This is a genomic window from Sporomusa sp. GT1, assembly GCF_014634905.1.
GTDB lineage: Bacteria > Bacillota > Negativicutes > Sporomusales > Sporomusaceae > Sporomusa > Sporomusa sphaeroides.
On record NZ_BMBX01000002.1, the window covers coordinates 1 to 24,812 of the forward strand.

The window sequence follows — 24,812 nt, forward strand, 5'->3', positions numbered from 1 at the left end:
AGGTAGATAGGCCAGATGTGGAAGTGGAGCAATCCATGCAGCTGACTGGTACTAATAGGCCGAGGACTTGACTTAAACACCTCGTTTGCACAAGTGCAAACATTGAATAGAACTAATTGCGAACTGCTTTTCTTCTGTGAAGTTTTCAGGGAATGTGAAAAAGCCTGTACCTGTATAAGGTATGGGCTTTTTTTGTTGTATAAGGAAGTTCCGCGCTCCGCTTGGAACTAAGCGATTCACACAAGTTCTAGCGTTGCTCTGCCCCTAATAACTTGGTTCACTGCTTATGTAACACAACACTGGTTAACAGAATAGAATAAAGCAGGAGGTGGGCAGGTGGACGAAAAAGTGTTAGACGAATTAAAGGAGAGCATCAAGAAGGAAATTAAAGAAGAGCTTAAAGCAGAGATCAAAGAAGAGGTTTCCAGGATAAAAAAAGAACTCAAGGATGAAATCACAAATGTCGGATCAAAAATTGATGATAAAGTTGAGGAGGCGGCTGCTAAATATCAGGTTCCCAAATGGGTGGTCTGGCTATCAGGGGCTGTGGCCATAGGATTGGTGATCAAGCTCATAGTATAGGCGACTTTCTGTCGCCTACATAATAACGCTTGTTATATGGCGTACTATTAGACTAAGGCAAGGAGTGATGGGAGTGAGTGTGGAATTGAACGAGGGTAAAACAGCAGCGGCAAGGCTTACCGATACTTGGAAGCAAAAGTATTTACCGTTACTAATTATTTTCTTGCTAGGTGCCGGCCTTGGTGCCTGGGCTATGCACTCCTGGTATGTCTCCGGGCTGCGGGAGGCTCTGGCCAGCACCAAAGAACGCCTGAATTATACCGAACAACTTCTATATACCGAAAAACAAAAACCACCGGTAGTAAAAACTGAGACCAAAACAGTAACAGAATTGGCTTATGTACCAAAAGAAACTATTATATATAAGGACGCCGGAACAGGTCAGGAAATTACCTCACTGGAAAAGACTGATATTGATATGCAGGTACAAGCCCCCATCGTTTATATGAAATATAATGGACAAAACGTTGAACTGCAGGGAATTTCCGGTGAAACGAGCAAGTTTGAGAAGGGCAAGCTAATTGGTGAAATCAGTACGGCGGCTACCGTTGATGTAACAGACCTGGTTAATAAAGAGGTTGCGCTGCAGCGGGAAAGTGATAAACAAATTGTAGCAGCCAAGTTAAACGAAATTGCCGCAAGAAAATACCGTCCGCAGGTTGATTTGATTGGCGGTGCAGGTACGTTTGGGGCTGGGGTGCGTGTTAACCGGGTTGGTGCTGATTATTTAAAAATGTCTGACGACGAAAAGATTTTGTTGCGATATACAATCTGGAAATAGTTTTTAGCCACTGTCACCTGTTAAGGACCTAAGCAGGAAAATGTTTTTGTCAAGAGAATAAAGATATAGATTTTGAAGAAACAGGGGGGACAGTGATGGCATTGGACATTGGTAAAGAGTTTATGGAGAAAACTAAATACAAACATTTATCACCATCCGACCAGGAGCAAGGGCTGCCGCATCCGCCGGTAGAACTGGAGTTGGAGACTGCTGTTAGTATTATTGATTTGCCTGATCCCAGAAAGTATAAGGCCGATATAGCGCTTACTCAGGCCATTGTTCAGCGCGTTAGTGTGCGCAGATATGCTGCTACACCTGTCTCCTTATCCGAGCTTTCGTATTTGCTTTGGTGCACTCAGGGGGTAAAGTCGGTTGAACCGCATTTAGTCACCCTGCGGACAGTGCCGTCTGCAGGTGCCAGGCATGCCTTTGAAACCTATCTATTGGTAAATAACGTGGCAGGACTGGCACCTGGCTTGTACAAGTTTTTGGCAGTCGATCATCAGTTGGCCAAGCTTGCGTTTCCGGAGAATATTAGTACTGTCATTACCGATGCCTGCCTTAGGCAGCGGTTTGTTAAGACTAGCGCAGTCACTTTTATTTGGACGGCGGCTGCCTACCGGATGACTTACCGCTATGGGCAACGGGGATATCGCTATTTGCATCTTGATGCCGGACATGTCTGCCAAAACCTGTATTTGGCGGCAGAAACAACCGACTGCGGCGTGTGCGCGATTGCCGCTTTTGATGATGATCAGTTAAATCAGGCCCTCGGTCTTGACGGTGAAGCACAATTTGCCGTGTATGTGGCTGCTCTTGGCAAAAAGCCGTAATCATGCCGCTTAATGTCCCAAGAACTGCCGATAAGTATGTGGCAAAGCAAGCGGGAAAGAGGGGGACAGTGTGAAAGCATATCAAAATAAAGACACTAATCATTGTCAACTGGGCAAAGAAACTTTGTTAAAGATTTTAGATCATTCGCATGATGCGATTTTTGCTACAGACGGTAACGGGGTAACCATTTATGCCAATAGAGCCTGTGAGAAATATTACGGAATCAAACCAAGTGATGTAATTGGCAAAGATTCATGGCAATTTATGGAGAATGTTGGCTGCTATCCGCCTACTGCCCCGATTACCCTGCGTAGTACCAGGCAGAATACTTTGGAACAAACAACCCGGACCGGAGCAAAAATGCTGGTAACCAATACTCCTATCTATGATGCAGGCGGGAACATTGAGTTATTGGTGCAAAATTGCCGGGATGTGCGGGAGCTGGAAGATACTAAACGGGATTTAGAGCAAACCAAGGAATTACTGGCGCGCATGCAAGATGAGGTTGTAGTATTAAGAAAGAAAGAACTGCAAAATGTTAAGCTTGTAGCTAACAGCAGCCAGATGAAAGATTTGATGCAATTGGTGGAAAGAGTGGCACCTGTGGATATTAATATCTTAATTCTGGGAGAGACAGGGACAGGCAAGAGTGCGCTGGCCAAGAATATCCACAGAATTAGTTCGCGGAAAGACGGGCCGTTTATCAGTATTAATTGTGCCGCCATTCCCGAAGAACTGATTGAGTCAGAACTGTTTGGCTATATGGGAGGGGCTTTTACCGGTGCTTTGCAAAAAGGCAAGAAGGGGCTCCTGGAGCTGGCCGACGGGGGGACCTTGTTTTTAGATGAAATAGCGGAATTGCCGCTGCGCCTGCAGGGAAAGATTTTAGAGTTTATTCAGGAACGGCGTTTTATCCCTGTCGGCGGCCATCAGGTGAGAACGGCCGATTGCCGGATTATTTCGGCCACCAACAGAAACATCACAGAGATGATAGAAAACGGCACTTTTCGTGAAGATTTATATTACCGCCTTAATGTTATTGAAATGGAATTAAGACCGCTGCGAGAGCGTCGTGAGGATACTTTGGCGCTGATTTATTATTTTTTAAATCAGTTTAATAAAAAGTACAAAAAGGAACACCGTATATCGCCTGAGTGCCGGGATATATTGCTGGATTATGCGTGGCCGGGCAATATCCGGGAGCTTGAGAACATGATGGAACGGCTGGTCGTGGTTGTGGAGGATTCGGTCATTCATGTTGGACATTTGCCCAAGGTTTTCTCGGAGGCATTTTCCAAAAAGATAAAGCTTATTGAAGAAAATGAGGTGCGGCTAAGCCAGTTGGATAGGGCGGTGGCCCAACTGGAACGTAATATGGTTGTGGAGGCATTTCGAAAATACGGCAGCTCCCGTAAGGTTGCGCACGCATTGAAGATAAGTCAGAGCAGGGCCCACCGGCTGATTGAAAAATATTGCAATAACGGTGATGCGATTGCGGACAGCCAGGAGCGCAGCGACTAAAAGTGAAGCGCAATTGAATCAGTATTGTTTCGAATATGAATCACAATAACCGCTCAAAACCTTAATATGGAAATAATTTACTGTGATTTATCTAAAATTTCCAAAAAGTAAAACAAATAAAATGCCAGAGAGGCTCTGCCTTTCTGGCATTTTATTTGTTTTATGAAAGCAATATTTCAAACATGCATTAAATGTGGCATGAGAAATGCATTATCTTGTTGGCAGGGAGAAGTTTTTAAATATTATCTAATAGGATGGAGGCAAGTACAATGAGTGATTTCAAAAAAGTAGCAGCAGCAGTATTTGAGGGTGATCCTGAAAGTGTGCAAAGTCTTACCCAGCAATTAATTGACAGTGGTGCAGCTCCTCTGGATATTGTCAATAACGGCCTGTTGGCAGGCATGGATATTGTGGCGCCCAAGTTTAAAGCCGGTGAAATGTTTATTCCTGAGGTTATGATGTCAGCTAAAGCGTTGGCAGAGGGCATGAAATTAGTAAAACCCCTGCTTTCGACAGATGATTCAGCAGGGGTGGCTACTTTTTTGATGGGTACGGTAAAAGGCGATTTACATGATATTGGCAAGAACCTGGTTGTCATGATTTTGGAAAGCGGCGGCTTTAATGTCGTCGATCTGGGGATTGATGTGTCGCCGGAGAAGTTCGTGGATGCCATCAAAGAGCATAGGCCTAAGATTGTGGGGATGTGCGCCTTGTTAACCACAACTATGATGGCGATGAAAGAAACCATTGAGCTAATTACAGAAGCCGGATTGCGTGATAATGTCAAGATTCTGGTTGGCGGTGCTCCTCTATATCCTGAGTTCGCTGAAAAGATTGGAGCTGACGGCTATTGCGTGGATGCCGTGGCTTGTAAGGAAATGGCGGCTGCCATGGTGGCAAATTAGCAGACTGGAGGAATGGCGTTGGTAATTGTAGGCGAATTAATTAATACCAGCCGCAAGGCTATTAGTGAAGCGGTAGATAACAAAAATGCTCAGGTTATCCAGCAGGTGGCGCTGGAACAGGTCGAAGCCGGCGCAACTTATATTGATGTTAACTGCGGCAACAAGGTTTTTGATGAGGTTGAGAATATGCGGTGGCTGGTAAATACCGTTCAGGAAGCCGTCAAAGTTCCTTTATGCATTGACAGCCCCAATCCGCTGGCGTTAGCAGCCGGTCTGGAGCTGGTAAAGTACGGAACACCGATGATCAACTCAATAACTGATGAAAGCTCCCGGTTTGAAGCCATAATACCGCTGGTACAAAAATACAAGGCAAAAATTGTGGCATTATGCATGGATGACACAGGCATGCCTGATACAGCAGCCGACCGTATACGGGTAGTAAAAAGCCTGCATGCAAAACTGACCGCCGCCGGGGTCAAGGATGATGACATCTACTTTGACCCCTTGGTTAAGCCGGTTAGCAGTGTGGGGACAGCCGGCGTGGAAGTGCTGGAAACCATAAAGCTGATCAAGGAGCAATATCCGCAAGTTCATTTTATGTGTGGCTTAAGCAATGTATCCTATGGGCTGCCAAACCGGAAATATTTAAACAGCTTGTTTGTAGCGCTAACCATGGCTGTGGGTATGGACGGCTATATTTTGAATCCGACAGATAAAAGCATGATGGGACTCATTTATGCCGCCAAAACCCTGTTAGGGCAGGATGAATACTGCATGGGCTACATTAAAGCCCATCGCAAGGGATTTTATTAAAGGCTGAGCTATTAAAGACTGAGGAGGAAATAACAATGCAAACCATGGAGTATTTAAAAACTAAACCGATTGCGGTACTCGGTGCCGGGGCGGTAGGCAAGGCGATTGCCGGTGATTGTGCTTTGGGGGGAGCTAAGGTCCGGCTATGCGATCTGCCGCCATTTGCCGAAAAAACATTATTCGGCGTCGAAAAAACAGGAATTAAATTTTTTGGTGATCAGTTGAATCTGTACGGTTTTGAACGGCACGGCCAGGCCCGGATGGACAAGGTTACCACCGATGTGGCCGAAGCGGTAAAAGGGGCAGGCTTAGTGGTTGTGGCAACACCTTGCGCCGGTCATAAGCCGTTTTTTGAGAAACTGATTCCGGCGTTGGAAGACGGCATGGTCATTCATATCTTTCCCGATAACTATGGCTCCCTGATTTTAAGAAAGATGATGCGGGAAGCCGGCTGCACGAAACAAGTGATCATCGGCGGCTGGTCCAGTTCAACCTATGGCAGCCGGGTGGAAATAAAGGGCGGCGTAATTTTACCGCAGATTCGTGTATATTACCGGGCTATCACCTTGCGCGGGGCTGCCATGCCGGCTTGTGACACCGACGCTTTCCTCGAAAGCGCAAAATATCTGCCGTCAATGGATGCGGTGACCCATGGACAAGGCGCTGTTGCCGGCGATACGGTCATGGATACCGGCTTTAGCAATGTTAATCCGGTGCTGCATTGTCCTGGCGCTATTTTAGGTGTGGGCGTTATGGAAAACTTTGGAGTAATTTTCGGTGAAGATAAATACAAATTCAGCATTTACTCCCATGCCTACTGCCCGTCCATTTCCGAAGTGCAATATGCCTTCTACAAAGAAGAATGCGACTTGGCCGAAGCTATGGGGGTTGGTATTCAACCCTATCGCAAAGAACAGTTCTTTTCCCGGGAAAATGTGCTGGGAGCCGAATATATGGGAGAAGATTATGTGATTCCGTTTGACCGGCAGGACCCGATTCAATTTGGCACCGGCCCGTTCACCATGGAAAATCGATATATTACCGAAGATATTCCGGTAGGCTGCCATGTGTATCATGAGCTGGGTAAAAAATTCGGCGTAAAGACACCGGTTATTGATTCCATGATTAATCTGGCTTCGGCAATTCTGCAAAGAGATTTCTATCAACTGGGTTATACCCTGGATTATCTGGGTATCGGCCATATGAACAAAGAAGAAATGAACGCTTACCTGCGTGAGGGTGTGTACCACGCAAAATAGCAGGCCATGCTTTGTTAGCAGGAAGAAAGGGGATGTGAGCAACCAGATGGCTGCACCAATTAGACGGAATATTGAATTTTCTGTGCTGAATCAGGAGAAGATTGATAAGATTCATGAAAAAAGCATCTACTTAATGGAAAAAGTGGGGATGAAAATAACCGGGGAACGCGCCATAACGCTGTTGTTGGACAATGGCGCGCATTTAGGAGCGGACGGCCGTATCCGTATCCCGCAGGACATGGTTGCCCGGGCAATTAAGAGCGCTCCCAAAGAAATAACCTTATATACGCGTGATGGGGCGCCGGCTATGGTGATCAACAGTGAAAACCAGGTATATTTCGGCACCCATTCCGATCAGCTGGAGCTTGTGGACCCTGTTACCAATACCGTACGTCAATTTCTCAAACAAGACATTAAAACCATGTGTAAGGTTGCCGACTATCTGCCCAATATCTTTTTTGTCCTCTCGGTGGGCATGACAGCAGATGTTGACCCGAAGGTTCAGAGTCAAAGCACCTTTATTGAAACCGTGAAAAACTTCAGTAAAACCATTAACTTTTCCACAAATGATATCCAGGCCTTGCAGGAGATTATTGATATTGCCGCCGATGTTGCCGGCGGCCTGGACAAATTGCAGGAAAAACCGTTTATCTTCAATTACTGCGAACCCATACCGCCATTGACCCATCCGCTGGAAAGCACTGAAAAAATATACATCAGCGCAAAAAACCGCATACCCTTTGTGTATATGCCTTATTGCATGATGGGAGGGACATCCCCGATGAGCAAGGCGGCGACTTTGGCACAATGCAATGCCGAAGCCCTGACCGGATTAGTCATCTCGCAACTGGTTAGTGAAGGCGCTCCCTTTATTTATGGTGCCATGCCGTCTGTTTTTGATATGCGAACAAGTATCGGCAGTTATGCGGCGCCGGAGTTCCATCTGAATATTGCCGCCATGGCCGATTTGGTAGCCTATTACGGCTTGCCTTTCTACGGCACGGCAGGCTGCTCTGATGCCAAAGTCATTGATGAGCAGGCAGTAGCGGAAGCCACTTTTGAAATCTTTTCCACCATGTTAAGCAAGGCCAATATCATTCATGATGTGGGGGTAATGGATCATTGCAAGAGTGTTTCCCCGGAATTAGTGGTTTTGGCCAATGAAATCATCGAAGGCTTAAAGCATTATACCGCCGGTATCGATGTGGCGGAAGAAGAGTTCGCCCTTGACGTTATTGAAAAGGTAGGCCCGGGCGGGCATTATCTGACAGAAGTGCATACCAATAAAAATTTCCGCAAAATATGGTATCCCAGCCTGTTCAGCCGGAAGATGAATAATGAAGACTTCTCGGAAGTAAGCGGCAAGATTAAGGCTAAAATTGCAGACATTCTGGAAAATCACCAGGTTCCCCAGCTCGATGCCGCTGTATTGGCAAAACTGGAAAAATGGGAACAAAAGCTCGGTTTGTAAGTTTTTACTCCATGATTGTCCTGTGCTAAAACTCCCATCTGCTACAGGTGGGAGTTACACAGGCACAGGCAAGTTCCTAAGTCCCCGGGTTAGGGTGGCTAACCTGCGGCAGGGGTACAAACACCTGCCGTTAGGGGAGGCTTACCTTTGCAGGATAATGGACAATTGTTAAGAAGTTAAGTAAAGGAGGTAGTCGGTAATGATCTTCTGGCAAAATCGTGATAGTAGGATTAATTATATTAAAGTCCGCAAAAACCATGTTTGCTATGGCATGGGTTTGGGGATTATCGTGCTCAATGACGCATATCCCGGTTTTCCCGGCGATGTGCGCAATGCCAGCGCTTTTCCGTATCCGATACAGTATGAGATTGCCGAAGGGGTAACCAATAAGACCCTAGTGTATGATAAGAATCCGAATCAATGCCGGGATGCGGTAATTGCTGCCGCCAGCAAACTGGAACAGATGGGCTGCAGGGCCATCGCCGCAGAGTGTGGTTATTTTGCCTTTTTCCAAAAAGCTGTGGCTGCCGTTGTGGATGTACCGGTATTTATGTCAAGTTTATTACAAGTGCCTTTTATTCAGCAGGTTATCGGCCCCCAGAAATTTGTCGGCATAATCTGCGCCCAAAAACAGTTTTTAAGTGAAGAGCATCTGAAAAATGTCGGCATTACGCCGGGAAGCAACTATATAATAGCCGGAGCTCAGGATGAATATGGCTGCACAGAGTTTGATAACCTGTGGAATCCGCTCAAACGGCCTGAATATCCGGAAGCCTATTATGATAAAACCGAACAGCAGATGGTTAACGCAGCCAGAGCCTTTGTTGCGGCAAATCCCCGGATTGGTGCAATTATGCTGGAATGCACAGGTATGCAGCCTTTTGCCCGGGCGATTCAAGGTGCAGTCGATTTGCCGGTATTTAGCTGGGGAACACTTTTGGATTATGCGTTTTCGGTAGTGGCCCACCGCGATTATTATGGACATGTCTGATATGTTCGTATGAATTGTTGAAACATGTGGGTCGACACAGTCAGAGGCAGTGGCTCTAAACTGAAAAATAGTCAGAATATAACAACAATAACTTATGGTCGCTGCTATTGCCTTCAAGAAAAGTAAGTGTATTATGCGAGGAGGTTATGTAATGGATACAAGTAAGGTGATAAAGTTTGATGATGTTCCCTTAAGTAAATTCCATGTAAAAATGACAGGCATTACCTTTGCAGCCCATTTTACCGATGGTTTCTCTCTCGGGGTTATTGGTATCGCGCTTACGGTTATTACGCCTCAAATGGGACTGTCCCCATTTTGGCAGGGACTTATTGGCAGTTCGGCTTTGCTTGGCTTGTTTTTAGGAAGCCTGATTCTGGGATGGGTTTCGGATTATTACGGACGCAAGAAAATCTTTATGTTCAATTTTGTGCTGATTGCTATTGCCACCGCGCTGCAGTTTTTTGTGCAAACCCCGGAGCAGTTGTTTATTTTGAGGATTATCATTGGCATTGGGCTTGGCGGAGACTATAGTGTCGGCCATACGATGTTAGCCGAATTTTTACCGCGTAAGCATCGCGGCGCGATATTGGGTTCGTTTAGTGTTATTTGGACCTTTGGCTATGTACTGGCAAGCTTTGTCGGGATGTTCCTGCATAGTACGCTGGGAGACTCGTGGCGCTGGCTGTTGGTATCGGCATTTCCGCTGGCGCTGTTTGTCCTCATTTACCGGATGGGAAGCCCTGAATCACCCCGGTGGTTATTACGGCAGGGACGTACCGAAGAAGCCATGGCAGTCGTTAAGAAATATCTGGGAGATAATGTTGTCCTTGATGACGAAAAGACAGAACAACAAATGGGTACATTCAGTGACTTGTTCAGCAAAAAACTAATTACCCGCACACTATTTAATTGTATCTTTTTCATGTGCCTGGTTATTCCTTACTTCGCTATTTACACCTTTCTGCCTGATATTCTAAAAATAATGGGCTTAGCTGAAAATTTCACCACCAACATGCTGCTAAACGCTTTGCTGATCCTTGGTGCGCTGTTGGGGATCTGGTGGACAATAAAATTCACACGCCGTGGCTTTCTCATCAATTCCTTCATCTTTTTATCCATTGCCCTGTTTACGTTAGGCATGCTGCCAGATAGCTCCAAAATGCTGATGGTCATTACCTTTGCCGCCTTTACGCTGGTTATGTCGGCGGTATCCAATTTAGTCGGGGTTTTCCCGGCAGAGAGCTTTCCCACAGATGTCCGTTCTTCCGGCGTGGGGCTGGCTACTGCCGCCAGCCGGCTGGGAGCAGCGGTGGGAACCTTTTTACTGCCGATGAGTATTGCGAATCTGGGGATGACCTATACCCTTCTCTGGCTTACCGGTACGCTGGTGGTTGGCACACTTGTCTCGATTGCCTGGGCACCGGAAACCAAATCCCTGACACTGAGTGAGGCCAGCAGCATAAATAAAGCAGGCTAATCATGGTAGCTATATCCGAATAACAGCAGGAAAAGACCGGCGGGGGATGTTTATTCCCCCGAGGGTCTTGGCCTAAAAATATGTAAAAAATAAAAACTGGAGGATGACAAATGTCTAGAACAAAAGTAACCATTCCCTACCTTATGGAGAAAAAGGCCAAAAAGGAACAAATAACCATGATTACCGGTTATGATTATCCGATGGCTTTACTGGAGGAAAAGGCAGGTATTGATATTATTTTGTGCGGGGATTCCCTGGGCATGACGGTATATGGTTTTGACGGAACCCTGCCTGTTACTATGGATATGATGATTGTTCACTCCGCCGCTGTCAAACGGGGAGCCCCCAATGCCTTTGTTATCGGCGACATGCCGTTTTTATCCTATCAGGTATCCCCGCAGGAAGCTGTTCGCAATGCCGGCCGCTTTATGAAGGAAGCCAATGTGGATTGTATAAAACTTGAAGGCGGCGCCGTTATGGCGGAAACCGTAAGAGCCATTGTCAATGCCGGGATTCCGGTTATGGGCCATTTGGGGTTGACGCCGCAGTCTACCTCTGCTCTGGGCGGGTTCAAAGCACAGGGGCGCTCGGCTGAAGCCGCCTGCCGTATTATTGAAGATGCAGCGGCTTTGGAAGCTGCCGGCGTGTGCTCCATTCTGCTGGAAGCTATTCCGCCTGAAGTTGCGAGGATTATCACCGAAAGCAGCAAGGTGCCGATTATTAGCATCGGTGCCGGCATTCACTGCGACGGGCAGCTGTTGATTGTACACGACATGCTGGGCTTCTTTGACCGGTTTGTGCCTAAGTTTGTCAAGAAATATGCGAATATGAATGGCGTTATTTTAGAAGCGCTGCTGCAGTATAAAGCAGAAGTGGAACAAGGTGTGTTCCCCGGGAAAGAACATTGCTATGGTATGCCGGCAGAAGAACTTGGCAAGCTGAACAACATGCTGAAAGGGTAATTTTTACCCAGCCGGATAAGGAGCGGATAGGAACATGCTTACATTGACCCAGTACGAGCAGGAAATGCTTGTCGGAAAGTATGGGAGATTGAAGCAGCAGGCGCTGCAAAAGGTGGTAGAATATGCCCGGATTTTGGGCGCTCAGGAATTGTGTGAAGTGACCATGGCACATGTTTTTTGCGGAGCGCATGGGTATCTTAGCGCCGCCGGTGAAGGCAGCGTTGAAAAAATTGTTTCCCAAATGCAGTATTGCACCGAAGAGATCCTGCCTCTTACCGAAATGGCGTGCTATTGCCAGTCCGACTGCGGGCCGATGGACCCTAAAGCCTATGCGCGCATGGGGGTTAGCGAGACCGAGGCCCGGCGCAACCGGGAATTTCTGGACTATTACTGCCAAAGCGGTATCAACATGGTTGGCACCTGTGTTCCTTATCTGTGCGGGTTTATCCCCATGCCTGGCGAGCATTATGTTTCCAGTGAGTCGCATGCCGTAACCCTGATGAATTCTCTGTGGGGGGCCTGCGGCAATGCCGACGGCCTGGAGGCCGGTTTCTGGGCGGCTGCCTGCGGGCGTATGCCGAAATGGGGCAATCATCTAAGGGACAACCGCCAGGGAACCCATGTATTTGATGTTGAGTGTGCTGTAAACAGCAGCAGGGACTGGGATTTGCTCGGCTATACAATCGGCCGGAAACTCCCGCCGCACGCCGTCCCGGTCATTAATGGCATCACCAATCGCCTGAGCATTATTTCCATTAAATACTTCTTTGCCGCCATGGCCACCACTGCCGGTCCGGAAATGTGCCATATCGTAGGAGTTACGCCGGAAGCGCCGACCTTGAGGGCGGCGCTTGGCGGCAGAGAGCCGGTGCGGCGAATGACGGTTACGGTGCAGGATTTGGAGGAATCCTACCGGATTCTCGGTGGCGGGCAGGCCCTGGGTCCAATTGATTATATCAGCCTGGGCTGCCCCCATTATAGTATTGAAGAACTGCGGTGGATCGCCAATATGCTTGACGGGAAAAAGGTGGTACAGGGTACGACGGTGCATGTCTGGACGGCTTCGCCCATCAAGGAGGTTGCCGACCGCAGCGGTTATACGGGCACTATCGAGGCGGCGGGCGCTGTTGTATTGACCAGCAGTTGTCCGCTGACCAGCGAAAGGATGCCGACAGGCACGAAAACGGTGGGGTTTGATTCTGCCAAACAGGCGCACTATATTGCGGCAAGCCGGCAGGTTAACGTCGGTTACGGTTCGCTGGAGCAGTGTATTGCTGCGGCAGTAACAGGAAGGTGGGACACATAATATGGGCAGGGTCATTAAGGGCAGAGGTGCAGTCAAGGGAGTGGCCAGGGGGCGGGCTATGGTAAGCCGCGAAACCATTCAGGGCTGGGCAGGCATTGATGAGAAGACCGGCCTGATCATAGAAACCGGGCATCCGTTCGCCGGTATGTCAATCAAAGGCTCGGTGCTGGTCATCTCAGGCGGCAAAGGCTCGAACGGATGGTCCTGCCACTTTCATGCCGCAAAGCTGATGGGCGTGGCGCCTGCGGCCATGGTATTTCCGCAGATGGATTCCCGCACCGGCGTTGCCGCTGTTGTAACCGGTGTTCCTGTTGTGACAGATTTGGCGGAAGACCCCTTTGCCATCATTAAAACAGGTGATATTGTCATTGTTAACGGCGATGAGGGCTATATTGAAATTTGCCGGGAGGAAACCCTATGACTAAAATTATCCGCAACTACGGTTATCTTGGCACCCAGGCCGATGGCGATAAACGTTTTGAGATTACACTCAACCAGTGGGTCGCAGGCTATACGGTCGGCATTTTACTGCTTGACGTTCATTACCCGTTGTTGCCCGGCAATGTCGTCAATGCCAGCACCTATACCTTTCCCGTACGGCATATGTGGGTTCCGGGGGCTAACCAGGCCCGTATGCATGCCGGTGACAATACCCTGCTGCCGGCGCTCATTGCGTCGGCCAGGCAGCTGGAAACTGAGGGCTGCCGGGTAATTTGCGGCGCTTGCGGCTATTTCGGGCATTTCCAGCGCGCCGTTGCCGATGTCATGGATGTTCCTGTGTATCTTTCCAGTGTTGTGCAAGTGCCCTGGATTAGTGTGGGACTGCGTCAAGGACAGAAAATCGGTGTTTTATGTGCAGACGGCCATAATTTGACGCGCGATTTGTTTACCGCCTGTGGCGTAAACCAAGCCGATTATGAACGGTGTGTCATTGCTTCAGCAGGGCAGCTGCCTGAGTTTTCCGCCTTTATGGAGCGGCGGGGCAGCTTTGATAATGCCAAAGTCCGCGCCGAACTGATTGCCCTGGCAAGCGGGCTTGTACAGGAAAATCCGGATATTGGAGCAATTTTGCTGGAATGCAGTGACATGCCGCCATATGCGGCAGCCATTCAGGCCGCAGTCAATCTTCCGGTGTTCGATTTTATTACACTCATTAATTTTGTCCACCAGGCCGTAGCCCAAAAGCCGTATTATGGGTTTATGTAAATAGTTTATTGCAGTGAGGTGTGCATGAAAAAGGGGAGTATTAATTTCGCAAGTATGCAAAGCAAACTGATAGCAGTTTTTTTGGTGTTATTCATTACACCTGTCATCATCATCAGTATTATTTTCCTGAATTTCGAAAAAACAAAAACAAAACAAGATTTTGTTACATCGACAACAAAAGAAATGATCCAGGTTAATAATACGATTAATACATTTTTTGAGGCGGTAAATGAGAATTGCGATTATTTGGCCACCCATCCTGCCGTAACCAAGGCGGATACATCCATCCGCTCTTATTTGCACACAGCAAAGCCTATTGTGAATACGCCCTTGCAAACCCCGGGCATTGAATCAGATATTTATAACCTTTACGAACATTTTGCCAAGACTCACCCGAAATTTGCCTATGTCTACATGGCAACCGCCGTTAAGGGATATATTCAATGGCCTGTGGCCGAGATTCCCGCTGCTTATGATCCGGCAAGCCGGCCTTATTATACAAGTGCCATGGAGCATGCCGGCAGAGTAGGCAGAAGTAATCCCTACAGCTTTAACCAAACGTATTACATAAGCACAACCAAAACCATTGTCAATGCCACAGGTGAGGTGATTGGTGTCCAGGGGCTTGATGTAAGCCTGGATGGTCTGACAAAAGAAATAGAAAATATCAGAATTGGCGAGCAGGGTTATGTAATATTGGCAGATAATGCAGGAACGGTTATCGCCGATCCGAAAAAGCCGGAAAACAACTCAAAAAAGCTGGCAGATATTACGGCATTTCAGCAAGTCGCGGGAATGAATTCCGGTACTTTGGATATTAGCATTGACGGCACAGAGTACTTTGCCAATATCTTTACCTCGCCGGAGACAAACTGGCGATTAATTTCTGTTATACCTGCCACGGAAATAGCGGCCAGTTCCAAGGCTATTAGCAATACGCTGATGGTCGTAGGCATAATCTGTCTTATTGTGGGGCTTATGGCAGCTCTGGTCATGGGCCGTTCCATTGCCCGGCCGCTGGCAGCACTGGCAGCGGTGGCGCAACGGGTGGCAGGCGGGGATTTGTGTGCCGAGGTTCCACGGCGGGGGACAAAAGACGAAGTTGGCATTCTGGCGGACAGCATTGCCCGGATGGTGCAAAATCTGCGGGCGATGATTGGCAAAACAGCAAGTACGGCAGAACAACTGGCAGCCTCTTCCCAGCAGCTTACAGCCAGCGCCGACCAGTCGGCTCAGTCTGTGAACCAGGTTGCAAGCTCGGTTAACGATGTGGCCAGGGGAATGGAGGCACAACTGACAGCCATTGATGACACTTTTAAAATAGTGGAGCAGATATCAGGCAATATCCGGCAAGTGGCCGGCAATGCCAGCGAAGTGGCCGGCAGCTCCGTCCATGCTGTTGACAAGGCGGCTGACGGCGGCAGAACGGTGGAAACGGCAATTAATCAGATGACTATTATCGCCCAATCCACTCAGACGGCTGCGGCAGCGGTCACTAAGCTTAGCAACCAGTCCGGCGAGATCGGACAAATTATTGATGCTATTTCCGGTATCGCGGGACAGACCAACTTGCTTGCCCTGAATGCGGCCATTGAAGCCGCCCGTGCCGGCGAACAGGGGCGGGGCTTTGCCGTTGTTGCCGAAGAAGTCCGCAAGCTGGCAGAACAGTCGCAGGAGGCTGCCAGGAAAATTGGCGCAATGATTGGCCAGGTTCAAGGGGATACTGTGCAGGTTGTGGAAGTAATGGATGATAATGCCCGGGAGGTTCGGCGGGGAATTGAGGTCATTAATACCGCCGGTCAGGCTTTTGAAGAAATTACGGCATTAGTTGGTCAGGTATCTGACGAAGTCAATCATATATCGGCAGCTATCAAGGAAATAACCCAGGGCAGCCAGCAAATTGCCGGAGCGGTAAAACAAATTGAAGCTTTCAGCAAGCAAGCGACAGGCCAGGCCCAGACGGTATCGGTGTCAACAGAAGAACAGTCGGCGTCAGTCCAGGAAATTGCCTCCTCCAGTCAGGCGCTTTCCCGGCTGGCGCAAGAACTGCAGGAAAATGTCGCTAAGTTTCAAATATAGTAAGTGAACGGACGCCATGGTACCAGCGGCAGAAATCTTGCTTTGCTGAATAAAAATAGGGGGAGAAAAAATGCAATTTGACAATATGGAAGAGGATCTAAGACAAATCCATGAAGCCTCCATGCAAATTCTGGAGAAAACCGGCATGAAGTTCCATCACCCGGAGGTTACTCTGCTCTTAGAGCAGAAGGGAATAACGGTGTCCGGGCAAACGGCATTTTTCAAAAGGGAGCAAATAGCTGAATGGGTGGGCAAAGCGCCGTCCTGCTTTACGCTGTATGCCCGCAATCCCCGCTATGATATGGTTGTCGGCGGCGAGCATGTAGAATGTTGTCCGGGCAGCGGGTCGCCTGCCATTGCCGGCAGTGACGGTTCCAAACGTCCGGCAACAATGAACGATTACATTAATTTTCTTAAACTGTATCATCAAAGCGACCTCTATAAATGTAACGGCGGCTTTGTTGTTCAGCCTGCAGAACTAAGCGGCAAATATTCTATTGCCATGATGCTGTATGCCACCCTTTGCTTTTCCGATAAGGGAATTGTAACAGGCACCGGTTCCGGCGAGGAAGTGCAGGCCTTGATGGATATGCTGGCGACGGTTTTCAGCAGGGAAGACTTAAGCAGGCATGCCAGAGCCATTACCATTGTTAACACCAATACGCCGCTGCAATTTGACAAAAATATGCTGGAAACCATGCTAGTATTTGTTAAGCACTCGCAGCCGGTCATTATTGCGGCCGCCTCCATGGCCGGGACTACGGCACCGGTTACACTGGCAGGTACGATTGCGCTGACCAATGCGGAAGTGTTGGCAGGGATTGCGGTGGCTCAGATGCTGAAAGCGGGAACACCGGTTGTTTATGGCTCGCAGTCTACTACTGCCGATATGAGAACAGGCAGTATCGCCATCGGTTCGCCGGAGGGGGCGTTATGCTACGAGTATGCGGCACGCCTGGCAAAAGCCTATGGACTGCCCTGCCGTGGCGGCGGCTCGCTGACAGATGCCAAGTCGTTGTCGGTCCAAGCCGGTTACGAAACCATGCTAACCCAGTTGACTACCCAGCGGGCGGGGATGAATCTAATGTTTCAGAGTTCCGGCATTATGGACGGTTATGCGTCTATGTCGTATGAGAAGTTTATTGTGGACCTGGAAATAATCAAAATGGCCAGGCGTTATCTTGCCGGTGTTGCGGTTAATCGCGATACACTGGCAGTGGATGTTATCCATGAGGCTGGTATTGCCGGACAATTCCTTACAGCCGAGCATACGATGAAGCATTGCCGGAAGGAACCGTTTATACCTGAAATCAGTCTCAGAGGAACGGTGACAGGTGATCCGACAGCTAAGCTTCTTGAAACAATACACAGTAAAAAGGATAAAATGCTGAACACTTATCAACAGCCGGAGCTTCCCCAGGAAATACAGCAGCAGCTGGTCCAATATCTGGCAGGCAAAGGTTTTGATAAAACATATATTGAAGCTTTACAACACATGTAAGCCAAAGCCTTGTTCGATATACGCGCTTCCTCTGCTTTGCCGGATGAAATCAGTTGCACGGGAAAGGAGCAAATTTATGCGGATGGTGCTGGGCATTGATACCGGAGGAACCTATACAGACGGCGTTATCATTGAATCAGGTTCTGAAAAAATTTTGCGTAAAGCCAAAGCGCGCACAACCCGGGACGATTTAACTATTGGGATTAAAGAATGCATTGATAACCTACAGTTCGAACAGTTTGACCAGATCAGTCTGGTGGCACTGTCAACGACCTTAGCCACCAACGCCATTGTCGAAGGCCAAGGCTGTGAAGTCGGGGTAATCATGATCGGGGGAGAGCCGTTGGATAAACTGCCGGTTGCGCATTATGCCGTTATCGGCGGGGGGCACGATCCCGGCGGCTTGCCATATGAGCCGCTTGATGAAGAATGGTTGCTGCAAGCGTTGGCCGGGTTTGCGGGCAAAGTCGCGGCCATCGCCATTTCCGGCTTTTGCAGCGTAAGGAATCCCGAGCATGAGCTGAGAGCCAAAGAGATTGTAAAAATGCAGCTGAAGGTGCCGGTAGTCTGCGCTCATGAACTGACAACCACACTCGGGTTTTATCAGCGAACAGTGACTGCCGCATTAAATGCCAGGTTATTGCCGGTTATTACCGAATGGCTTGATGTAATTGAGCAGGCTCTGACCGGCCGGGGCATTAAGGCGCCGCTGATGATTGTCAGAAGTGACGGCAGTCTCATGACGGCAGCCGCCGCCCGGGAAAAACCGGTTGAAACGATATTGACCGGCCCGGCGGCCAGTACTGTCGGGGCCTGCACCTTATCAGGCCAAAATGATGCCGTTATTTTGGACATGGGCGGCACGACGACCGATATTGCGCTGATTACAAACGGCAGTCCCAAACTCAATCCGGAAGGTGCGGTTGTCGGTGGCTGGCACACCCGGGTCAAGGCTGCGGAAATATATACGTACGGGTTAGGCGGCGACAGTTATATTCAGGTAAAGTCGAAAAAACTGGCCATCGGCCCGGAACGAGTGTTGCCCCTGTGTTATGCCGCCTGCCGGTATCCTCATCTGATAGAGGAATTAAGTTCGGCTAAGCTGACAGCCGAAATGTTTGCCCCTTATCAAAAAACCGACTGTCTTATGCTGGTCAAAAACAGTAATGATCAGGCGGGCTGGCCGCTGTCGCCTGAGGAGCAGGAGTTAATAAGCGTCATCCAGGACCAGCCGCACAGTATCTATTATATAGCCCGAAGGCTGGAGAGTGCTCCTTCTTATGTGAATCGCACGGCAACCAGCCTGATCAAACGCAGTTTGGTCACACGCATTGCACTTACCCCGACTGACATTCTGCATGTTCTGCAAGCATATACCTTGTGGTCGTGCACAGCGGCTGAGCTGGGAGTCTCCCTGCTGGCCGACCAACTGTCGGTACACCCGGAAGAATTCATTGCCAGGGCAGTAGACCAGATCACCGGTGACCTGGCTGTCGCTATTCTGCAATCATTAATTAAGATGCAGGGACATTCATTTAATATCAAAGAAAACAGGCATAATATTTTTGTCCAACGAGCCCTTGACACCCGGGCTAATGATTACTTTACCTGCAATATCCGGATTTCAGCGCCGGTGGTGGCCATCGGCGCCCCGGTGCAGGCGTGGCTGCCCCAGGTAGGAGCACGGCTGAATATGGAGCTTCATATACCGGAGCATGCCGAGGTAGCCAATGCTTTTGGCGCCGCTGCAGCAAAGCTTCTTGAACGCGTTGAAGTGGTCATCAAACCCGTTCCGTACGGAAACGGGTTTAGCGTTCATTTACCCTGGGAATATAAAACGTTTGCCACATTAGAAACTGCTGTGGCTTATGCCACCCATTCGGCCCGGGAGAGGGTATGCAGTCATTTACTCGCAGCCGGGTCAGACAATCCTGAAATCAGAATTGAGCGCAAGGATATCGTTGCCGCCTGCAACCAGGGGGATGAATTTTTTGTGGAAACAATCCTGAGAGTTATTGGTGCCGGTGAGCCTAAATTAGCCTAAACGGCAGCTTTTCTTTGTCAGAGCAATTGTGTGGGCATGAGGAGGCGAGAATATGGATACTGTGTTAATCAGTTGCGGCACCCTGGAAGACGAAGTGCGCAAAGTGCTGGCAGCAACACCAAAGCCGCCCCGGCTTATTTTTACCGCCGCTGCCTTGCATGATAAACCAACAAACCAGATGCGGGAGGTGCTGCAGCAAGAGCTTAATGCTCTCGGCCCGGAGGTCTGCCGGGTACTCTTTGGCTATGGTTTGTGTGGTACCGCGGTGCAAGGTCTGGTCACCGGCAATTTTACGCTCATTATTCCCCGGGTGGACGACTGTATCCCGCTCTTGCTGGGTTCGCGGGAAAAGGTGGCTGAAGTCTCGCAAGTTCCTTCTTTTTTTCTGACAGCCGGGTGGCTTAAGTTTTCCAATACCTGCTACTACAATACGCTGGCCCGTATGGGGGAGCGTAAGACGGCGATGGTCTACGAAATGATGCTGGCCAATTATAAGCGGTTTCTGTTTATTGATACCGGGGCGTATGATTTAGCTCAGGCCCGGGCTGATATGGAAGACCGTTTACAGCGCCATGGTCTTCCGGCAGACAGTGTGGCTGGCGATCTTACCTGGCTTGAACGGCTTGTGGCCGGGCCGTGGCCGGCCGAAGATTTTTTGACAGTTTTACCCCACAGCCAGGTGCAATGGGGCGTAATGTAGCTGCAATCAGCGAAAATGAAATTGACTTATAAGCCTCCTGTGGTATAATTTACCTATTAAATACAATGATGCCGCATAGCGCGGACACGGGAGATGAGAAGATGACAACACGCAGTATAAGGCTAGCAATTTTGACCTTCATTGTAAGCGTATTTATGAGTATGAGCGTTCTGGCAAACGTGAGCTATCTGGGGCCGGCCGGAACTTATACCGAGGAAGCGTCAATAAAGTATTTCGGTGAGGCAGAGACGCTGATTGCCGTACCAACCGTGCCAGGAGCTTTGGCTAAGCTGAAATCCGGTGAGTGCCAGTATTCGGTTGTGCCTGTAGAAAACACGATAGGCGGTATGGTTTATAATTACCTGGATGCAGTAATTGCCGATGACGATTTTGTCATTGTGGGGGAAGTGCAGCTGCCGATCAGGCAAACGCTGCTGGCGGTGCATGGTGCCGAACTGCAGGATATAACAACCGTATTATCTCATCCGCAGGGCATTGCGCAGAGCAAAGCCTGGTTGCAGGCTAATCTGCCTAAGGCAAACATTATGGAAGTGTCAAGTACAGCGGAAGCCGCCAAAAAAGTAGCTGAAGGTCAGGAGAAGTCGGTGGCGGCCATTGCTGCTTCCAGAACATCTGTGGTTTATGATCTGAACATTTTGGCGAATGATCTTCAATATACAGACACCAACGTAACCCGGTTCTGGGTTGTGACCCGCAAACAAAATGCCGCAGTCACCGGTGAAAAAGCAGTAGTGGCTGTTCGCGGCCCGATGAATGATGTCAGCAAACTGCTGGCAGAGCTTGATAAACAGAAGTATCAGTTATTGTCTATCCATGACCGCCCGGCTAAGACCAAAATCGGTGAATATCTGTTCCTGATTGAACTGAGCGGACCGGGAAAGACAACGCTTGCTAAGGTGTGCGCGAAATATGAGGGTAAACTGGCTGCAAGAGTGCTGGGCAGCTTTAACGTTAAGTAAAACGATAAAGAAAGTTATACTTTCTGTCAGGAGAGCAAATACAAAGGCTTTCTGCTGTTTGACGCAGAAAGCCTTTGTATTTGGATAATCAATGCACCGAATTTTCATTAACGGCGTGTCACTTTGCGTTTTACAAAAAAACGTTTTGCGATACGCTTTTCTTTATATATAAGGTAAGAATGATAATCAGACGCAAATAGCTGGGAGAAAATGCTTGACACATTCGCAATTGTTTGCAATAATATAATCACAATATGATAATGATTATCATTACAATACTACGTTAATTTCTACACAGAATTTGGCTTTGAATGATGAAGGTGGGCACAAGCGTGACAATTAAAACGAGACTGCTTGCCATTTCGCTATTTTTCGGCATCTTACCTATTGTGGCTATGTTTGTGGCCGCCAATCAAGCAGGTTTGGGGATGAATCGCGAATTTCACAATACCATGGCGGTGGCGCTAATGGTGACAGTCCTGGCAGGACTATTAAGTCCCGGAATTATTCGCTACTGGCTGTTTGCCAGCCAGGTGAAGCAAATAAAGGAATTTTGCCAGCATGTAAAAGCCGGGCGCTATGATGTGTATCTGAATGTCCCTAACGAGCGAAACGACGATGGCAACGAAAACGAGCTAGTTGATTTGATGCGTGATATGAACTGGATGGTTCATAGAATTAAGGTCAATGAATCTGAGCTGAAAGAAGCCGTGTGCAGCCTGGAACAGTCGAAAGCCAAGGTACAGTCACAGAAACAGGCGTTGGAGGAAGTGAATGCCGCACAACTGGTTGTGCAGCAGCAACTGCAGGGACGGACGCGGGAACTGACTGAAGCGGTAGACAAAGTACGCAATTTGCTTGACAATGCCGGACAGGGTTTCCTGTCGTTTGGTGAAGACTTGCAGGTGGCTGGGGAATACAGTGCCGAATGTGTGATGATTTTTAATCAGGAGATTTCCGGGAAAATGGTGCCGGAGCTCCTTTATCCGGCGGATAAAAGGCAGCAAGCTTTTCTGGCAGCATTGTTTGACCAGATATTTGCCGCAGAAGATACTTTTTTGCGCGACAGTTATCTATCGCTCCTGCCCGAGGAATTGGTGCTTGAAGATAGTTATATCCAGGTGGCGTATAAATTAATCAACCATCCGCTGGACCCGCAGCGCCGGGAAATATTGCTGATATTGACAGATATAACCGAACAGCGGGAAATGGAAAGAAAGATTCAGGAAGAAAAACAGGTATTGTCAATGGTCGTAAAGGCTGTGACTCACTACCAGGAGTTTAATGCAGCTATCGCCGAATATCAGCTGTTTTGCCAGGAAGAACTGCCGGCACTTATTGCAGCAAACGAACCGGCAGGGCAAAAGCTCAACACCCTATTCCGGATAATTCACACCTGGAAGGGAACTTTTAGTCAGCTGGGCATATGCCGTTTGGCGGCAGAATTGCATGAACTGGAGTCGGCTTTGGCTGCCTTGCGTGAGGAAACGGCGGACGATATCGGACAGTCCGGTTTGGATGCTTTGTTTAGCAGCTATTCGCCGGAAGTTTTGGCCGGCTGGCTGAAAACAGAGTTAGAACAACTGAAAGAAATATTAGGGGAAGGCTTTTTCCTGGCAGATGAAAGCATTGTGATAGAAAATCACAAACTGCAGCAATTGGAGGAGAAAATCCAGCGTTTGTTGGAACCATGCCAAGCCCGGATCCTGATTGCGGAACTGCACCGGCTGCGTTACAAGCCTTTTGGTGATTTACTGAATATATATCCTGACTATATAGCCAATGTAGCCCTAAACCAGGGTAAAGAAATCCAGCCCTTGCTGATAACCGGTTCGAAACCCCTGGTAGACCCGGAAATCTATCATGAATTTGCCAAATCACTGGTTCATGTTTTCCGCAATGCTGTGGCTCATGGCCTGGAGAGCCCGGATGAACGCCTTGAGGCGGGTAAAGCTGCCCAGGGCCGAATTAGCTGCGTTATAGCAGACCAGGCAGATAATCTGACAGTTGCCATTGGTGATGATGGCCGGGGCATTGTGGCCGAACGTATGCGGCAGCTGGCTGTCGCCAAGGGAATGTACAGTGAAAGTGAAGCGGCGGCGTTAACGGATGTGGAAGCAATACGGCTGATTTTTGCCGATGGTTTTTCCAGCACCTGTGCAGCGAATGAATTGTCCGGCCGGGGTGTCGGTTTGAGTGCCGTGAGACAAGAAGCGGAAAAACTCGGCGGCCGGGTTGACATTATCACAGAACCAGGCAAGGGAACGCAATTTATTTTTGTATTACCGCTGGCACATTTGCGAAAGGACGGGGAAGAGAATGGCACGTGTATTGGTTGTCGATGACGCCTTGATGATGCGCAAAACCATTGCGAATTTTTTAAGCAAGGCCGGTCATGTGGTGGTAGAGGAAGCGGCAAATGGAGAGCAAGCCGTCATGGCGTATAAAAAGCACCGGCCGGATTTGGTCACCATGGATATAACTATGCCGGACGTCGACGGAATTGATGCTTTGGTACGGATTATGGCGTTTGATGCCAATGCCAAGGTTGTTATGGTGAGTGCGCTTGGGCAGAAACATAAAGTTTTTGATGCTTTGCAAAACGGTGCCAAAGGCTATATCCTGAAACCTTTTACTGAAGATAAACTCCTGAGCATTCTCAACGAATTATTGGGAGCAACAACCGGCACTACCGGCGGTTTCCGGCCAGAACTTGTACCCCCTGTGGCCTGGGATAACAAACAGATTACTCCCCAATTGCCGTTTACGGTGGAAACCGGGGAAAACGGTCCGGTAATCACTATGACAGAAGAATTTAAACCCTTGGATTTTGGTGAATTGACCAAAGTGACGGAAACCTTACTGGCAAACCATTTAGCTGAGATTACGTTTGATTTTACGTACAGTAATGCGCTGCATAGCAAAACCGCAGCCAGCTTCCGGCAAATTATGGAGCGGGTGGCTGCCGCCGGCAGTTTGCTGCGAACCGTGTGTTATACGCAGGACTACGCCCTGTATTTCCGCAACGCTGAGGGTTTGAAAAACACAGGCTTTGAACTGATTAAAAAGCGTGGCGCTTTATAATAAAAGTTCTAATGTTAACTGCCTTTTTATATAGAGAATGATTATTGTTATTATTAACTTTTTGAGGAGGAAACAGTTATGGTTAAATTATTAAGTGAATTATTGCCAGGTGAGACTGGGACGGTTGCCAAAATTCACGGAAATGGTCCCATTCAGCGCCGCATCATTGATATGGGGGTTGTGATTGGAACCAAGGTAGAGGTGCAGAAATATGCGCCGCTCGGTGACCCGATGGAAGTCAAGGTGAAGGGCTTTAACCTTTCTTTACGGAAAGGCGAAGCCAAGAATATCGAAATAAACGTAAACTGATTGAGAG

General features: G+C 48.5%; 22 protein-coding genes. All 22 read left to right on the plus strand.

Features of this window, described 5'->3' with window-relative positions:
- The first annotated feature begins 336 nt into the window (after nt 1-336).
- The 22 genes from GT1_RS03650 to GT1_RS03755 all read left to right on the plus strand — a co-directional run bounded on the left by GT1_RS03650 (nt 337) and on the right by GT1_RS03755 (nt 24,805).
- Nucleotides 337-582 (plus strand): hypothetical protein, encoded by a 246-nt coding sequence (locus GT1_RS03650; RefSeq protein ID WP_188397549.1) that lies wholly within the window; start codon nt 337-339, stop codon nt 580-582.
- A gap of 73 nt (nt 583-655) precedes the next feature.
- Nucleotides 656-1,363: a hypothetical protein gene (locus tag GT1_RS03655; RefSeq protein WP_188397550.1), complete on the plus strand. Its 708-nt coding sequence runs from the start codon at nt 656-658 to the stop codon at nt 1,361-1,363.
- 95 nt (nt 1,364-1,458) lie between these two features.
- Entirely contained in the window at nt 1,459-2,196 is a 738-nt protein-coding gene (locus tag GT1_RS03660; RefSeq protein ID WP_188397552.1) for a SagB/ThcOx family dehydrogenase, read from the plus strand.
- A 70-nt stretch (nt 2,197-2,266) separates the two neighbouring features.
- Complete coding sequence (locus GT1_RS03665; RefSeq protein ID WP_188397554.1) at nt 2,267-3,718, plus strand: sigma-54-dependent Fis family transcriptional regulator; 1,452 nt, start codon at nt 2,267-2,269, stop codon at nt 3,716-3,718.
- Between the two features lie 269 nt (nt 3,719-3,987).
- Entirely contained in the window at nt 3,988-4,623 is a 636-nt protein-coding gene (locus tag GT1_RS03670) for a corrinoid protein (RefSeq protein WP_075757944.1), read from the plus strand.
- 12 nt (nt 4,624-4,635) lie between these two features.
- Nucleotides 4,636-5,436, plus strand: coding sequence for a methyltetrahydrofolate cobalamin methyltransferase (locus GT1_RS03675; RefSeq protein ID WP_223226034.1), 801 nt, complete (start codon nt 4,636-4,638; stop codon nt 5,434-5,436).
- Between the two features lie 35 nt (nt 5,437-5,471).
- Entirely contained in the window at nt 5,472-6,695 is a 1,224-nt protein-coding gene (locus tag GT1_RS03680; RefSeq protein ID WP_188397556.1) for an NAD/NADP octopine/nopaline dehydrogenase family protein, read from the plus strand.
- Between the two features lie 34 nt (nt 6,696-6,729).
- A complete protein-coding gene (locus tag GT1_RS03685; protein WP_223226035.1) occupies nt 6,730-8,166 on the plus strand; it encodes a trimethylamine methyltransferase family protein in 1,437 nt (478 codons plus the stop codon).
- A 199-nt stretch (nt 8,167-8,365) separates the two neighbouring features.
- A complete protein-coding gene (locus GT1_RS03690) occupies nt 8,366-9,157 on the plus strand; it encodes an aspartate/glutamate racemase family protein (protein ID WP_188397558.1) in 792 nt (263 codons plus the stop codon).
- Nucleotides 9,158-9,308: 151 nt separating this feature from the next.
- Nucleotides 9,309-10,634 carry an MFS transporter gene (locus GT1_RS03695; protein ID WP_075757939.1) on the plus strand — a complete coding sequence of 442 codons (1,326 nt, stop codon included), beginning with the start codon at nt 9,309-9,311 and terminating at the stop codon, nt 10,632-10,634.
- A 110-nt stretch (nt 10,635-10,744) separates the two neighbouring features.
- Nucleotides 10,745-11,596, plus strand: coding sequence for a 3-methyl-2-oxobutanoate hydroxymethyltransferase (gene panB, locus GT1_RS03700; protein WP_188397560.1), 852 nt, complete (start codon nt 10,745-10,747; stop codon nt 11,594-11,596).
- Between the two features lie 34 nt (nt 11,597-11,630).
- A complete protein-coding gene (locus GT1_RS03705) occupies nt 11,631-12,902 on the plus strand; it encodes an aconitase X catalytic domain-containing protein (RefSeq protein ID WP_188397562.1) in 1,272 nt (423 codons plus the stop codon).
- A gap of 1 nt (nt 12,903) precedes the next feature.
- A complete protein-coding gene (locus GT1_RS03710) occupies nt 12,904-13,323 on the plus strand; it encodes an aconitase X swivel domain-containing protein (protein ID WP_188397564.1) in 420 nt (139 codons plus the stop codon).
- Entirely contained in the window at nt 13,320-14,108 is a 789-nt protein-coding gene (locus GT1_RS03715) for an aspartate/glutamate racemase family protein (RefSeq protein WP_188397566.1), read from the plus strand. The genes GT1_RS03710 and GT1_RS03715 overlap by 4 nt, the downstream gene beginning before the upstream one ends.
- A 54-nt stretch (nt 14,109-14,162) precedes the next feature.
- A complete protein-coding gene (locus GT1_RS03720) occupies nt 14,163-16,187 on the plus strand; it encodes a methyl-accepting chemotaxis protein (protein WP_188397568.1) in 2,025 nt (674 codons plus the stop codon).
- A 70-nt stretch (nt 16,188-16,257) separates the two neighbouring features.
- Nucleotides 16,258-17,688, plus strand: coding sequence for a trimethylamine methyltransferase family protein (locus GT1_RS03725; RefSeq protein WP_188397569.1), 1,431 nt, complete (start codon nt 16,258-16,260; stop codon nt 17,686-17,688).
- A gap of 76 nt (nt 17,689-17,764) precedes the next feature.
- Complete coding sequence (locus GT1_RS03730) at nt 17,765-19,732, plus strand: hydantoinase/oxoprolinase family protein (protein WP_188397571.1); 1,968 nt, start codon at nt 17,765-17,767, stop codon at nt 19,730-19,732.
- A 52-nt stretch (nt 19,733-19,784) separates the two neighbouring features.
- Entirely contained in the window at nt 19,785-20,432 is a 648-nt protein-coding gene (locus GT1_RS03735; RefSeq protein WP_075757934.1) for a DUF1638 domain-containing protein, read from the plus strand.
- A gap of 155 nt (nt 20,433-20,587) precedes the next feature.
- Nucleotides 20,588-21,412: a prephenate dehydratase gene (pheA, locus tag GT1_RS03740; RefSeq protein ID WP_188397574.1), complete on the plus strand. Its 825-nt coding sequence runs from the start codon at nt 20,588-20,590 to the stop codon at nt 21,410-21,412.
- Nucleotides 21,413-21,744: 332 nt separating this feature from the next.
- Nucleotides 21,745-23,757, plus strand: a complete 2,013-nt coding sequence (locus tag GT1_RS03745) for an ATP-binding protein (protein ID WP_188397576.1) — start codon at nt 21,745-21,747, stop codon at nt 23,755-23,757.
- Nucleotides 23,732-24,496, plus strand: a complete 765-nt coding sequence (locus tag GT1_RS22710) for a response regulator (protein ID WP_188397578.1) — start codon at nt 23,732-23,734, stop codon at nt 24,494-24,496. The genes GT1_RS03745 and GT1_RS22710 overlap by 26 nt, the downstream gene beginning before the upstream one ends.
- Before the next feature lie 78 nt (nt 24,497-24,574).
- Complete coding sequence (locus GT1_RS03755; protein ID WP_075757930.1) at nt 24,575-24,805, plus strand: FeoA family protein; 231 nt, start codon at nt 24,575-24,577, stop codon at nt 24,803-24,805.
- Nucleotides 24,806-24,812 lie beyond the last annotated feature (7 nt).